The organism is uncultured Brevundimonas sp. (genome assembly GCF_937870815.1).
Classification (GTDB): Bacteria; Pseudomonadota; Alphaproteobacteria; order Caulobacterales; family Caulobacteraceae; genus Brevundimonas.
The window spans coordinates 1-13,477 of the sequence record NZ_CALMZS010000148.1; the positions used below are offsets into that span (position 1 = coordinate 1).

Annotated in this window: 16 protein-coding genes; 7 read left to right on the top strand and 9 right to left on the bottom strand. The window is 71.0% G+C overall.

What is annotated here, in order from left to right; all coding sequences use genetic code 11:
• On the top strand, positions 1 to 1,719 hold a 1,719-nt coding region (lon, locus tag Q0588_RS09790), incomplete at its 5' end, for an endopeptidase La (protein WP_298745771.1).
• Between the two features lie 149 nt (positions 1,720 to 1,868).
• Here lon and Q0588_RS09795 read toward each other — a convergent pair.
• From Q0588_RS09795 to Q0588_RS09815, 5 genes are all read right to left on the bottom strand, one after another.
• A complete protein-coding gene (locus Q0588_RS09795; protein ID WP_298745772.1) occupies positions 1,869 to 2,576 on the bottom strand; it encodes a pirin family protein in 708 nt (235 codons plus the stop codon).
• Positions 2,577 to 3,029: 453 nt separating this feature from the next.
• On the bottom strand, positions 3,030 to 3,344 hold the full coding sequence (locus Q0588_RS09800) for a BrnA antitoxin family protein (protein WP_298745773.1): 315 nt from the start codon (positions 3,342 to 3,344) through the stop codon (positions 3,030 to 3,032).
• A complete protein-coding gene (locus Q0588_RS09805; protein ID WP_298745774.1) occupies positions 3,328 to 3,582 on the bottom strand; it encodes a BrnT family toxin in 255 nt (84 codons plus the stop codon). Before Q0588_RS09805 ends, Q0588_RS09800 begins: the two co-directional genes overlap by 17 nt.
• 27 nt (positions 3,583 to 3,609) lie before the next feature.
• Entirely contained in the window at positions 3,610 to 4,695 is a 1,086-nt protein-coding gene (gene aroC / locus Q0588_RS09810) for a chorismate synthase (protein WP_298745775.1), read from the bottom strand.
• Between the two features lie 13 nt (positions 4,696 to 4,708).
• Complete coding sequence (locus Q0588_RS09815) at positions 4,709 to 5,434, bottom strand: DnaJ C-terminal domain-containing protein (protein ID WP_298745776.1); 726 nt, start codon at positions 5,432 to 5,434, stop codon at positions 4,709 to 4,711.
• An 85-nt stretch (positions 5,435 to 5,519) separates the two neighbouring features.
• On the opposite strand from Q0588_RS09815, the gene pdxH reads away from it, so the two are divergent.
• Positions 5,520 to 6,194 (top strand): pyridoxamine 5'-phosphate oxidase, encoded by a 675-nt coding sequence (gene pdxH, locus Q0588_RS09820; protein ID WP_298745777.1) that lies wholly within the window; start codon positions 5,520 to 5,522, stop codon positions 6,192 to 6,194.
• 4 nt (positions 6,195 to 6,198) lie between these two features.
• On the opposite strand, the gene Q0588_RS09825 is transcribed toward pdxH, so the two are convergent.
• Together Q0588_RS09825 and udk are read right to left on the bottom strand one after the other, a co-directional pair.
• Positions 6,199 to 6,825, bottom strand: a complete 627-nt coding sequence (locus Q0588_RS09825) for a TetR/AcrR family transcriptional regulator (RefSeq protein ID WP_298745778.1) — start codon at positions 6,823 to 6,825, stop codon at positions 6,199 to 6,201.
• A 47-nt stretch (positions 6,826 to 6,872) separates the two neighbouring features.
• Positions 6,873 to 7,547 (bottom strand): uridine kinase, encoded by a 675-nt coding sequence (gene udk / locus Q0588_RS09830; protein ID WP_298745779.1) that lies wholly within the window; start codon positions 7,545 to 7,547, stop codon positions 6,873 to 6,875.
• Positions 7,548 to 7,811: 264 nt separating this feature from the next.
• Between udk and Q0588_RS09835 the strand changes: the two genes are divergently transcribed.
• Positions 7,812 to 9,443, top strand: a complete 1,632-nt coding sequence (locus tag Q0588_RS09835; protein WP_298745780.1) for a long-chain-fatty-acid--CoA ligase — start codon at positions 7,812 to 7,814, stop codon at positions 9,441 to 9,443.
• 4 nt (positions 9,444 to 9,447) lie between these two features.
• Positions 9,448 to 10,137, top strand: a complete 690-nt coding sequence (locus Q0588_RS09840; RefSeq protein WP_298745781.1) for a DUF1499 domain-containing protein — start codon at positions 9,448 to 9,450, stop codon at positions 10,135 to 10,137.
• A gap of 2 nt (positions 10,138 to 10,139) precedes the next feature.
• Here Q0588_RS09840 and Q0588_RS09845 read toward each other — a convergent pair whose 3' ends face one another.
• Positions 10,140 to 11,042 carry an MBL fold metallo-hydrolase gene (locus Q0588_RS09845; RefSeq protein ID WP_298745782.1) on the bottom strand — a complete coding sequence of 301 codons (903 nt, stop codon included), beginning with the start codon at positions 11,040 to 11,042 and terminating at the stop codon, positions 10,140 to 10,142.
• Between the two features lie 69 nt (positions 11,043 to 11,111).
• Here Q0588_RS09845 and Q0588_RS09850 point away from each other — a divergent pair, with 69 nt between their 5' ends.
• Together Q0588_RS09850 and Q0588_RS09855 are read left to right on the top strand one after the other, a co-directional pair.
• Complete coding sequence (locus Q0588_RS09850) at positions 11,112 to 11,258, top strand: hypothetical protein (protein WP_298745783.1); 147 nt, start codon at positions 11,112 to 11,114, stop codon at positions 11,256 to 11,258.
• Between the two features lie 135 nt (positions 11,259 to 11,393).
• Positions 11,394 to 11,936, top strand: a complete 543-nt coding sequence (locus Q0588_RS09855) for a hypothetical protein (RefSeq protein WP_298745784.1) — start codon at positions 11,394 to 11,396, stop codon at positions 11,934 to 11,936.
• Between the two features lie 6 nt (positions 11,937 to 11,942).
• Here Q0588_RS09855 and Q0588_RS09860 read toward each other — a convergent pair whose 3' ends face one another.
• Positions 11,943 to 12,464 (bottom strand): hypothetical protein, encoded by a 522-nt coding sequence (locus tag Q0588_RS09860; protein ID WP_298745785.1) that lies wholly within the window; start codon positions 12,462 to 12,464, stop codon positions 11,943 to 11,945.
• Between the two features lie 290 nt (positions 12,465 to 12,754).
• Between Q0588_RS09860 and Q0588_RS09865 the strand changes: the two genes are divergently transcribed.
• The coding region (locus Q0588_RS09865; RefSeq protein ID WP_298745786.1) for a TonB-dependent receptor plug domain-containing protein at positions 12,755 to 13,477 on the top strand (723 nt) is incomplete at its 3' end.

Here is a 13,477-nt window from a genome sequence, read left to right on the forward strand (position 1 = left end):
AACGAGCAGATGAAGGCGATCCAGCGCGAGCTGGGCGAGACCGACGACGCCCGCGACGAGATCATGGAGCTGGAGAAGCGCATCCGTAAGACGCGCCTCTCGAAGGAAGCCCGGACCAAGGCCGAGGCCGAGGTCAAGAAGCTGCGCAACATGAGCCCGATGTCGGCGGAATCGACGGTGGTGCGCAACTACCTCGACTGGCTGCTGTCGATCCCGTGGGGCAAGGCCAAGACCAGGCCGATCGACCTCGACAAGGCCGAGGCCATCCTCGAGGAGGACCACTACGGCCTTGAGAAGGTCAAGGAACGGATCATCGAATACCTGGCCGTGCAGGCGCGCACCAACAGCCTGAAGGGCCCGATCCTGTGCCTCGTCGGCCCTCCGGGCGTCGGCAAGACCTCGCTGGCCCGGTCGATCGCCAAGGCGACCGGACGCGAATATGTGCGCATGTCGCTGGGCGGCGTCCGCGACGAGGCGGAGATCCGCGGCCACCGCCGGACCTATATCGGCTCGATGCCGGGCAAGATCATCCAGTCGATGAAAAAGGCCAAGACAACCAACGCCTTCGTCCTGCTGGACGAGATCGACAAACTGGGCGCCGACTGGCGGGGCGACCCGTCCTCGGCCCTGCTCGAGGTGCTGGACCCGGCCCAGAACAATGCGTTCGGCGACCACTACCTCGAGGTCGACTACGACCTCAGCAACGTCATGTTCGTGACCACGGCCAACAGCCTGAACATGCCGCAGCCGCTGATGGACCGGATGGAGATCATCCGGGTGTCGGGCTACACCGAGGACGAGAAGGTCGAGATCGCCAAGCGCCACGTCCTGCCCAAGGTGACCGCCGACAACGGCCTGACGCCGGCCGAGTTCGTGGTGCCCGACGACACCATCCGCGACCTGATCCGCTACTATACGCGCGAAGCCGGCGTGCGCTCGCTGGAGCGGGCGCTGGGCAGCCTGGCCCGCAAGGCGGTGCGCGAGATGGCGCGGGAGAAGACGCTGTCGATCACCGTCGACCCGGCCAAGCTGGCCGAATACGCCGGCGTGCGGAAATACCGTTACGGCGAGACGGACGAGGAGGACCAGGTCGGCATCGTCACCGGCCTGGCCTGGACCGAGTTCGGCGGCGACATCCTGACCATCGAGGCGATCAAGATGCCGGGCCGCGGCCGCATGACCGTGACCGGCAACCTGAAGGAGGTGATGAAGGAGTCGATCTCCGCCGCCGCCTCCTATGTCCGGGCCCGTTCGCTGAGCTTCGGGGTCAAGCCGCCGGTGTTCGAGAAGACCGACATCCACGTGCACGTGCCCGACGGCGCGACGCCCAAGGACGGCCCGTCGGCCGGGGTGGCGATGACGGTGGCCATGGTCTCGGTCCTGACCGGCGTTCCGGTGCGCAAGGACATCGCCATGACCGGCGAGATCACCCTGCGCGGCCGGGTCACCGCCATCGGCGGCCTGAAGGAGAAGCTGCTGGCGGCGCTGCGCTCGGGCATCAGGACGGTGCTGATCCCGGAGGAGAATGAGAAGGACCTCGCCGAGGTGCCCGACAATGTGAAGGGCGCGCTGGAGATCGTCCCGATCAAGACCGCCGACGAGGCGCTGAAATGGGCCCTGACCGGCGTGCTGACCCCGGTCGAATGGGACGAGGCCGCCGAGCCCCTGCCGCCGCCTCCGCCGGTGCAGGACCCCGGCACGGTGGTCGCGACGCATTGACCAGAAAAAGACCCCGCCCGGAGCGATCCGGGCGGGGTTTTTCTATCTGCGGTGAGGGTTCGCCGACCAATACATTTCGGGCAAGACTCCCGCTACATGGGCGGCCGTGACATCGTCGACATGCGAGACACCGACGACACTCGCAAACCTCAGAGGCTGTCGACCATCACCAGTTCGGCGTCGGACGTGGCCGTGACGGTGATCCCGGCCTCGTCCTTGATGGCCGCGCCGTCGCGGGCGTTCAGGGGGACGCCGTTGACCTCGACCGCGCCGACGGCGGGGACCAGATAGGCGCGCCGGCCTTCGCCGAGGCTGTAGGTCAGGCTCTCGCCCGCGTTCAGGGTCGCGCCCAACACCCGGGCGTCGGCGTTGATGGCCAAGGACCCAAAAGTCGCCTCGTCGCCCGGATCGCCCGAGGCCAGCACCGAGAAAGTCCCGCTGCGGTCGACCCTGGGAAACACCTTGGCGCCCCAGGCGGGTTTGGCGCCGCGCTGGTCCGCTTCGATCCAGATCTGGAACAGGGTGGTGGTCTCGTCCTCCAGATTGAACTCCGAGTGGCGCACCCCCGTGCCCGCGCTCATCACCTGCACGTCGCCCGCGCCGGTGCGGCCCCGGTTGCCCATGGAATCCTCATGGGTGATGGCCCCGGCGCGGACATAGGTGATGATCTCCATGTCGGCGTGGGGGTGGGGCGGAAAGCCGGATTTCGCGGCGATCTCGTCGTCGTTCCAGACGCGCAGCCGGCCCCAGCCCATGCGGGACGGGTCGTAATAGTCGGCGAAGGAGAAATGGTGTCTGGCGTTCAGCCAGCCGTGGTCGCCGCCGCCGAGGCTGGAGAAGGGGCGGACGTCGATCATGGGGGGTCTCCCGATTGGGGCGCGCATCCTGTGTCGCGCCGGTCGGGAGCCATATAGGTAACAGTGTTGGTGGCTGAAGGGGACTTAACGCGCGCAGGGCCATCTTTCAGGAGCGACGCGCAGCCGTCCCCCCCAGCGATGCGGCCATTTCTGAAGTTGCAAACGGTCGCCAGTCCGACATCCATGTCGCGTCGGCAGACGCACACGAACAATTCGACCTTCAACCTCAACCGATGCTGTCATGAAGGAGCCCTCGTCTCGCTCGATGAATCTCATGCCGGTGATCCGTCCTTCGGCTGGGGTTGGCGCGCCTGTCGGAAGGGCCGCCCAGGCGACCAGGCAGAGAACGAGCGCGACGCTGCCGATCATGAGCGGGAGACCGATCACGTCCCCACGAAACGCGAACCACAGTCGTAGCTGTCGCAAAACGTCCTTCGAAGGACGGGCCATGTCTCAAGTCCCGTTCGGCATGGCCTTGCGCAACGCGTCGTTCATGCGGCCCTGCCAACCCGGACCGGTGGCGCGATAGCGCTCCAATACGTCGGCGTCGACGCGGAGGGAGATCGGGCGTTTGGTCGCGGCTTTCTGTGGCCCGCGAGACGCCGGACGAGGTGTGTTTGGGAAGGCCTCGAATATGTAGTCCGGGAACTGCTCGGGTCGCAGAGCTTTCGCGAAGTCCTCCTCGGTCCACTCCGGATTCTCAGGATCGGTCAGATCGGGTTCGAAGTCGTCGTCGAAGACGTCCGGCTTCTTAATGTTTGAGGACATGACGGTCGTATTCCTTCGCATGGCTGCGTCTCAGACTTATGGCCCTGACCCGTCCGCCGCGCTCGACATAGATCAAGCAGTATTTCTCGCCGTCGATTCTGCCATATGCGCGCACCCGGCTTTCGTAGAGATAGGGATCGGGGCGGACGCCTTCGATGGTCATGTCAGCGGCTCTGGCCAGAGAAACGCCGTGCTTGGCGAGGTTGGCGGCGTCCTTCTTCGGGTCGAACTCGATCATATCGTATATACAATCCGAAGTGATAGTTCAACCCGTCTGCGCCCGGTGCCTCAGCATCGCGTCGGCCAGCACGCAGGCGGCCATGGCCTCGACCACCGGCACGCCGCGCAGGGCCACGCAGGGGTCGTGGCGGCCCCGGGTCGCGACCTCGGTCTCGGCCCCGTCGCGGGTGATGGTCCGGCCCGGGGTCAGGATCGAGGAGGTGGGCTTGAAGGCGACGCGGGCGGTGAGCGGCTGGCCGGTCGAAATGCCGCCCAGCACCCCGCCGGCGTGGTTGGACAGGAACACCGGCCGCCCGTCTTCGCCCAGACGCATCGGGTCGGCGTTGGCCTCGCCCGACAGCTCGGCCGCGCCGAATCCGGCCCCGATCTCGACGCCCTTGACCGCGTTGATCGACATCATCGCCGCGGCCAGTTCGGCGTCGAGCTTGCCATAGACCGGCGCGCCCCAGCCGGCGGGGACGCCCGTCACCTCCAGCGCCACCACCGCCCCGATCGACGAGCCGGCCTTGCGGACGCCGTCGAGATAATCCTCCCACGCCGGAACCACCTCGGCCGAGGCCGCGAACAGGGGGTTGTCGTAAACCGCGTCGAAATCCACCGCCTCTGGGGCGATCCGGTGCGGGCCCAGCTGGACCACGCCGGCGCGGATGCGCACCGCCTCGCCCAGCACCTTGCGCGCCACCGCCCCCGCCGCCACCCGCATGGCCGTCTCGCGGGCCGAGGAGCGGCCGCCGCCGCGAGGGTCGCGGACCCCGTATTTGGCCTGGTAGGTGAAATCGGCGTGGCCGGGGCGGAAGGCGCGGGCGATGTCGCCATAGTCCCTGGAGCGGGCGTCCTCGTTGTCGATCTGGATGGCGATGGGGGTTCCGGTGGTGACCGGGCCGTTCCCGTCGTCGAACACGCCCGACAGGATCCGCGCCGTGTCGCTCTCCCGCCGCTGGGTGACGAAGCGGGAGCCGCCCGGCTTGCGCCGGTCCAGCCACGGCTGCAGGTCGGCCGCGGTCAGGGGGATCAGCGGCGGGCAGCCGTCGATGACGCAGCCGATCGCCGGCCCGTGGCTCTCGCCCCAGGTGGTCACGCGGAACAGATGGCCGAAGCTGTTGTGGGACATGTCGGACTGTGGCTTAGGCCGCCAGCCGGTCCGGCGTCCAGACGCGGGTGAAGCGGACCAGCAGATACTCGGCGGCGGAGGGCGCGTCGCCGGACGGCTGGAGATTGACGAACAGGTGGCCCTGACGCCGGGCGCCGCGGGCCGGCAGGCCCAGATTCCTGAGGCGGAGGCGCAGCGGCGCCTGCCCGGCCACGATCCAGGCGGAGCGGGTTCCGGCGTGGGTGTCGATCTCCAGCCGGCCGCCGTCCTCGATCAGCCGGGTCGGCACGGGCCAGTCCATGAACAGGTCGTCGCCGAGCACGCTGAGCCCGTCCGCGCGACGGATCAGCACCGGCAGATAGACGTCGGCGCCCGCGGGACCGGCGGCCTTAAGCCGCAGGTGTTCGCCGCTGCGCAGGCCCTTGGGCAGGCGGATATCGAGCGTCCGCCGGCCGAAGCGCAGCGCGACCCGTCCGCCCCTGAGCGCCTCCATCGGCCCGATGACGACCACGGGCGGGGCGGGCGGCGGCGAAACGGGGCCGGCCAGCGCCCGCGGGCGGTCCCGGCTCTGGATCAGCCGCCAGGCCGCGATCACCCGGCGGAAGCGGTCGGCGTCGCCGCCGGGAGCCGCGGGGTGCGCCGCCTTCACCGCCGCCCGGAAGGCCGCGGTCAGGGCCTCGCCCTCGGCCGGGCCGGTCAGGCCGAGCAGGGCGCGGGCCTCGGCGAGGGAGGCGACTTCGGAGTGCGATCGGGCGCGCATCCGCCACTAAGGCCGCAGACATGGTCAAGACCGGGTTAACCGTGAGCCCCTCCCCAGGGCGGTCGCAAAGGTCTATCTGGCGTCCATGACCGCGCCCGTGATTCCGCCCAGCCCGACCCGCGAGGAATATGCGGAGCAGTACGCCGCCGCCCTGGCCGCCAACGGCGACGAAACCATTTTCGACCGGTCCGAGCCGGTCGGGCTGTTTCTCGACTGGCTGGCGGACGCGAAGGCGACCGAACCGAACGATCCCAACGCCATGACCCTGGCCACGGTGGACGCCGCCGGCCGGCCCGATGCGCGGGTGCTCCTGCTCAAGGACGTCGACGCGCGCGGCTTCACCTTCTACTCCAACCGCGAGAGCGCCAAGGGCCTCGATCTGGCCGCCCATCCCTCGGCGGCCCTGCTGTTCCACTGGAAGTCGCTGCGGCGGCAGGTGCGGGTGCGCGGCCCGGTCGAGCCGGTCAGCGCCGCCGAGGCCGACGCCTATTTCGCCAGCCGGGCGCGCGAGAGCCGCATCGGGGCCTGGGTCTCGGAACAGTCGCGGCCGCTCGACAGTCGCGAGACGCTCGAGCGCGCCGTGGCCCGCGAGACCGCCCGGTTCGCCGACGGCGACGTGCCGCGGCCCGAGCGCTGGACCGGCTGGCGGGTCGTTGCGGACAGCGTCGAATTCTGGCGCGACCGGCCGTTCCGCCTGCACGACCGGCTGCGCTTCGACCGGGCCGGGACCGGCTGGGCGAAGACGCGGCTGTGGCCCTGACCGGTCAGGCTCCGTAGCGGGCGAGAAAGGTCTCGACCGCCGCCCCGGCCACCTCGGCGGGCGATCGCCGCGCCCGCACCTCCTCGCCGGTGACCAGCGGCACCAGGAAGACCGGGTGTTCGATCATGCCCATCAGCTGGCCGGCGGCCCAGGAGGGCCGCTCGAGCGGTTTCAGCGCCCCGGACCCGGACAGCCGCTCCAGCGCGGCGATCAGGGCGCCGCCGAACTCCGTGCGGCCCTTGTCGAAGAAGCGCAGGGCCACGGCCTCCATGCGCGGTCGTTCGGCGATCACCAGCCTGAAGACAGAGCGGACGAAGGGCTCGCCCATGAAGCCGGCGTAGGCTTCCGCGAAACTGGTCAGGGTGGCGCGGGCGTCGCCCTCGACCGCCCGGACGCCGTCCATCCGGCGGGCGAAATCCTCGGCCGCGTCGTCGATCACCGCCGAGAACAGGGCCGCCTTGCCGCTGAACAGGATGTAGAGGGTGGCGGTCGACACCCCGGCTTCACGGGCGATCGGCTCCATCCGGGTGGCGGCGTAGCCCTCGCTGATGAAATGCTCGCGCGCGCGCCGGACGATGAGTCGGCGCTTGGCCTCGGAAATGTCGTGCGGAAGGTCGGCCGGGCCGTGCATGGGATCGCCTGGGTGAGGGCCGAGCAGAGCCCGGCCCGGTGATCCGGTCAAGGGCGCCGGCCGGCGGTCCGGGGCCGGCCCGCCAGGAGGCCCGCCAGCAGCGGGTGGGCCAGCACCGGGGCGGCCAGCCGGACCACCGCCTGCGGGTCCTCCAGCCGCACGGCGGCGGTGGCGTCGGCGACGATGAAGTCGGCGTTGACCCGCGACGGCTCGGTCAGCCGCTCATGTCCGGGGCGGACGGTGGAGAGGTATTGGCGGATCACCGAATCGGCGGTGCGGCCCCGCTCGGCCTGGTCGCGCAGCAGCCGGCGGATGAAGCGGATGTCCGCGGGCGTGTCGACGAACACGCGGATGTCGAACAGCTCGACCAGGCCGGGCGTGCACAGCACATGGGCGCCCTCGACGATCACCACCTCGGCCGCCGGCACCGGTTCGCCGCCCGGTTCGCGGCCGTGGCGGATGAAGGAATAGACCGGCGCGACGATATCCCGCCCGGCCTTCAGGGCGGCGAGGTCGCGGATCATCAGCTCGTGGTCGCGCGCCGCCACGTCGTCGAAGTCGAAGCGGGCGGGGTCGAACCCGGGCAGGCTGGCGGCGTCGCGGTAATAGGAATCCTCGCGCACCAGCACGGCCGAGCCGGCGGGCAGGGCGGCGACCAGGGTCTCGGCCAGGGTGCTCTTGCCGGAGCCGGAGCCGCCGGTGATGGCGACGAGGATGGACATCGGGGTGTTCTAGAGCGAAATCGGTTTGGACGCGATCGCGTCCAAACCCGGATCTTCGTTCCAGCATCATGCTGGAGCCTGATTCACGGCATCGGCGGAATCGCGAAGCGAGTCCTCCTCAACCGACCAGGCTCCAGGGGCCGACGCCGGAAATCGCCAGCGCCGGCCGCCGAGGCTGACCTTGCGTCACGTTGCCTGTTGCGGATCGAGCCGGTAGCGTGCCGGCCAAGCGCCCCGGTCAGCGGGCGCGTGCGAGGGATGCCGATGCTGGGATTGATGCAGGACTGGCCGCTGACGGTCGACAAGATCATCGACCATGCGAGCAATTGGCACGGCCGCAGGGAGGTCGTCACCCGCTCGGTCGAGGGGCCGATCGTCCGCACCACCTATGCCGAGATCCACGCCCGGGCCAAGCGGGTCTCCAGCGTGCTCAGGGGCTGGGACGTCCAGCTCGGCGACCGCGTCGCCACCCTGGCCTGGAACAGCGGCCGCCACATCGAGGCCTGGTACGGCATCATGGGCATCGGCGCGGTCTGCCACACCCTCAACCCGCGGCTGTTCCCGGAACAGCTGGCCTACATCATCAACCACGCCGAAGACAAAATCATCTTCGTCGACCTGACCTTCATCCCCCTGCTCGAGGCGGTGCTGCCGCACTGCCCCTCGGTCGAGCGGGTCGTGGTCATGACCGACGAACTGCACATGCCGGCCACCGGCCTGCCGGGCGCGGAATGCTACGAGGCGCTGCTGTCGACCGCCTCGGAGGACGTCCGGTGGGGCGGGTTCGACGAACGGACCGCCTGCGGCCTGTGCTACACCTCGGGCACCACGGGCAATCCCAAGGGGGTGCTGTATTCGCACCGCTCCAACTTCCTCCACACCCTGCTCGGCCTGCAGACGACGGTGCTCGGGGCGACGCCGAGCGAGGTCATCCTGCCGGTGGTGCCGATGTTCCACGCCAACGCCTGGGGCATCGCCTTCGGGGGGCCGGCGGCGGGATCGAAACTGGTCATGCCGGGCGCGCGCATGGACGGGGCGGCCATCTACGAGCTGATCGAGAGCGAGGGCGTGACCTTTTCGGCGGCGGTGCCGACCGTCTGGCAGGGGCTGCTGACCCATCTCCGCGAGAACGACCTGAAGATCCCGAGCGTCAAGCGCGTGCTGATCGGCGGCTCGGCCGTGCCCGAGAGCCTGATCCGCGCCTTCCAGGAAGAATTCGGCGTCGAGGTGCTGCAGGGCTGGGGCATGACCGAGACCTCGCCGATCGGCACCCTGTCCAACCTGCCGCCGGAGCTGAAGGCCCTGCCCTATGACGAGCAGATGAAGTGGCGGGTCAAGCAGGGCCAGCCGCCGCTCGGGGTCGAACTGAAGCTGAAGAACTACGCCGGCCAGGAGATGCCCCACGACGGGCACACCTACGGCCGCCTGATGGTCCGGGGGGCGACCGTGGCCGGGGCCTATTTCAAGGGCGAGGGCGGCGACATCCTCGACCACGAGGGTTTCTTCGACACCGGCGACGTCGCCACGGTCGACGAGCAGGGCTTCATGCAGATCACCGACCGCGCCAAGGACGTCATCAAGTCCGGCGGCGAGTGGATCAGCTCGATCGAGATCGAGAACATCGCCGTCGGCCACCCCAAGGTCGAACTGGCCGCGGTGATCGGCGCGCCCCATCCCAAATGGGACGAGCGCCCGGTGCTGATCGTCAAGCTCAAGCCCGGCGAGAGCGAGAACAAGCAGGAGCATCTCGACTTCCTGCAGGGCAAGATCGCCAAATGGTGGATGCCGGACGACGTCGTCTTCGTCGACGACATTCCGCTCGGCGCCACCGGCAAGATCGACAAGAAGCTGGTGCGCGAGCGGATGAAGGACTACCGCCTGCCGACGGCGGGCTGAGCCGATGGCGCGGCGCGGCGGCCGGGGCGAGGGGGGCCATCTGCTGGCGGCCCTGGCCTGTCTGGCCCCGCTGACCGTGCTGGTCGCCGCCCTGGGCGCGCGCACCGGCCTGTGGAGCTACGCCGTCGGCCATGACCTGCTGACCCTGCGCGTCGGCCTGGCCCTGGCGGGGCTCGGCGGAGGCGCGGCCCTGGCCCTGCTGGTCGCCGCCCTGCGCCGCCGCGCGCCGCTGTGGCTGGCCCTGGCCGCCCTGGCCGTAGCGGCCGGGACCGCCGGCGTCTACGCTTGGCAGATGTCGCGCGGCCTGTCGGCCCCGCCGGACGACATCAGCACCGACATGGCCGAAATCCCCGGCTTCGGCGCCCTCGAGGCCCGGCGCGGGGCGGCGCGGCCCGACCGCACCGGCGGCGTCGAGTCCTGCCCCGGCGCGGTTCCGGCCATGACCCAGGTGGCCCCCGCCTCGGCCGTCTGGGCGCTGCAGGAGTCCGGCTTCACCCTGCAGGGGAACGTCACCGTCGCCCGCGCGGCCGGAACCCGGCGCGGCTTCTGGTTCGGGACCGTCCATGACGCCGTCATCCGCATCCGCCCCGGCCGCACCGACGTCCGGGTCGCCGCGCGCGACGGCCGGCCGCACGGCGGCGAGGCCTGCCGGCTGGCCGCCCGGATCAGCGAGCGCCTGCGCGGCCTCGACTAGAGCTAGCGCAGCCGCCAGAGGGCGTCGAGGCCGGGGTCCGGGGCGGCGGCGACCCGGCCGGCCCGCTCCAGGGCGATCAGATGGGCCCAGACCGACAGGCCCGCCGCCGGCCACAGGCGCGGGTCGACGGCGGCGTAGAGGGCCGGGACCAGGCCGGGGATGCGGTGCGGCCCCGCGGCCAGCCGGGCCAGGATCTGCGCCTCCCGCTCGAGCCGGTGCGCCCGATAGGCCTCGAGAAACGGGCCCGGCTCGGTGATCGGCGCGCCGTGGGTCGGCCAGATGGTCGAGAAGCCGCGGGCGATGACCGCCTCGAGACTGGCCATATAGGCCGCCATGTCGCCGTCCGGCGGGGCCACCACCGTCGTCGACCAGCCCATCACATGGTCGCCGCTGAACAGGGCGTTCTCCTCGCGCAGGACGAAGGCCATGTGGTTCGAGGCGTGCCCGGGGGTGGCCATGGCCTCGAGGGTCCAGCCGTCGCCCGCCAGGGTCTCGCCGCCGGTCAGCACCCGGTCCGGGGCGAAGCTCTCGTCGTCGTCCTCCTCGGAGGCCGTCGAGGCGTGGACCCCCCGCGCCGGCGGGCGGGCGGCCAGCACCGGCGCGCCGACGGCCGCCGCGAACGGCCGGGCGAGGGGGGAATGGTCGCGGTGGGTGTGGGTGACCAGCACATGGCTGACGGTCTGGCCCTCGACCGCCGCCAGCAGCGCCGCCAGGTGGGCGTCGTCCGCCGGCCCGGGGTCGATGACCGCCGCCCCGGCCCCCGGCTCCGGGCGCCCGACGATGTAGGTGCCCGTCCCGGTGTAGGTGAACGGTCCCGGATTGGCCGCGACGACCCGCCGGATCAGCGGCGACACCCGCTCGACCCGGCCGTGGACCACGTCCGGCCGGCGCACGAAGGGGATCACCGGCGCGCCCCCCGGCCGGGGCCCGGTCCTTGCGTCAACCCTTCGCAAACCTTCCGCGGAGTGCCCGACATGGCCGTTTCCATCGCCCTGGCTGTTTCAAATCGGCTCCAGGTCATCGCCACCGCCTTCCTCTGTCTCATGGCGGCGCACCTCGTCCTCGCCTCCTGCACGCCCGAGCCGGCCCCCTATGCGGCCCGCGTCGGCGTGGTCCGGTAAGGGGTCTATAGCGAAACGCGGCCGAGGTCGCGGCCCGCCGGATGCGGCCTGTCGCACGGCGGCCGCGAAAACCATTGCGGGGGCTCGGGCGTTGCGGCATCGAAACCCCGTCGTCGCCCTCGCCCCGGAGCCGCCATGATCGCCAGCCTCGCCCTCGCCGCCGTCCTGATCGTCCAGACGCCGCCCGCCTCCGGCCAGGACGGCCCCGTCGCCACCGCCGCCCCGGCCTCCGGCGAGACCGCCGAGGCCCTGCGCATCCGCGAGGCCGTCGCCTACGCCAACCCCCTGCCGCGCGGCGCGCCGGACCAGGACTATCCGCTGGTGGCCTGGTGCGAGGCGCTGGTGAACGGCCATGTGGCGCTGGGCGAGAGCCTGACCGACGCCGATCCGCTGGACCGCGACATCATCCGCCTCGGCCGGCTCGAGGCCGCCGACTTCCGGGCCGCGCTCGACTCGGCCCGGCCGCGCCAGTCGGCCGCCAGCCGCGCCGCCGCCGAGGCCGCCGCCGCCGAGGCCACGGCCAGATGGGCCCCGCTGGCCGGCCAGGACGAGGCGGTGCGCAGCCAGGCCTTCGGCCTGTTCTTCGGCCTGCCCGGACGCTGCGAGCACGCCGCGCGGCGCCTGCGCGACAACATCGACGCCCCGCCGGCCACGCCGCGTCAGGTCGGGCTGGAGTAGGCGGCGCTACTGGCGCCGCACCCGCACCGCCGCGCTGTCGCCGACGGTCAGGAGGAAGCTGCCGAAGGCGGCCCTGCGGATCCGCACCGGCTCGCCGGCCCGGTTGCGGAAGCGCACCGGGCCGGCCTCGACCTGGCGCCAGACGCCGCCGTCGGCGAGGCGGAAGATCCAGCGGTCGTCGAGGGTCCGGGCGGCGCCGCTCAGGGTCGTCTCGATCGAATCGAGCTCGCTCCCGCCGTCGGGTCCGAACAGCCGGGGCAGGCTCGGCAGCGAGAAGCCGAACATCTGCCGCCGGGTCTCGGCGACCTGGGCGCGGTCCAGGACCACCACCTCGCCCTGGCGTTCGGCCGAATCGAGCGCCCCGACGGCGGCGTCATAGCAGGCCAGCCGGGCCGGTCCGTCGGTCAGGGCGCGGCAGGCGGTGACCCGCTCCAGCGCCTCGGGCCGGGTCTGGGGCGGACCGGCCTGGGGCGTCGGCGCCTGGACCGAAAGCGCCGCCGCCGCGGCCAGGGCGGAAATCATCGACATCAGCTGTCCCTCGAGAATTGCGCCGTCCGGCGGTCCCGATTCACTCGGCCAAGACCCGCCCCGGGTCAACCGGCGCCGCGGCCGGGGCTGTGACCGGATCGTGGCCCAAATACGACAGTCTCGCTTCGAAGAGGGCCAGACCCCTGTAATTTCTCTGGCGAAACCGGCGCCGGGATGCGTAACCTTTGGCCAACTGCGGTCAGGATTCTGTCCGTGGGGCATAGAGCCATATCACAGTTCAAGCCGCGGCGACCCGATTTCGGGCGCCGTGAACAATCGGGGAGACGACCTTGAGAACCCAGAAAATCCGCAATCGGCTGCTGTCGACGACGATGATCGGCGGCTTCGCCGCCCTTGCCTTCGCCGCGCCGGCCATGGCGCAGGAGCCCGAGGCGACGGACGTCGGCGAGGTCGTCATCACCGGCTCGCGCATCCCGCAGACCAACCTGGTGACCACCAGCCCGGTCACCCAGGTGACCGGCGAGGACATCGACAGCGCCGGCGTGACCCGGGTCGAGGACCTGGTCACCGAATTGCCGCAGGCCTTCGCCGCGCAGAACTCGGCGATCTCCAACGGCGCCTCGGGCACGGCCACGGTGTCGCTGCGCAACCTCGGCTCGGCCCGCACCCTGGTGCTGATCGACGGCCGCCGCATGCCCTACGGCTCGCCGACCAGCATCGCCGCCGACCTCAACCAGATCCCCGGCCAGCTGGTCGAGCGGGTCGAGGTGCTGACCGGCGGCGCCTCGGCCGTCTACGGTTCGGACGCCATCGCCGGCGTCGTCAACTTCATCATGCGCCGCGATTTCGAAGGTCTGCAGATCGACGCCCAGTACGGCTTCTATCAGCACAACAACGACTATGACGGCGTCGGCAACATCCGCCAGGAAATCGCCCGGCGCGGGGCCACCAACCCGTCGCAGTTCAAGCTGCCGGCCGACAATGTCAACGACGGCTTCAGCCGCGAGGTGACCGCGGTTCTCGGCGTCGGCACCGACGACGGCCGCGGCAAC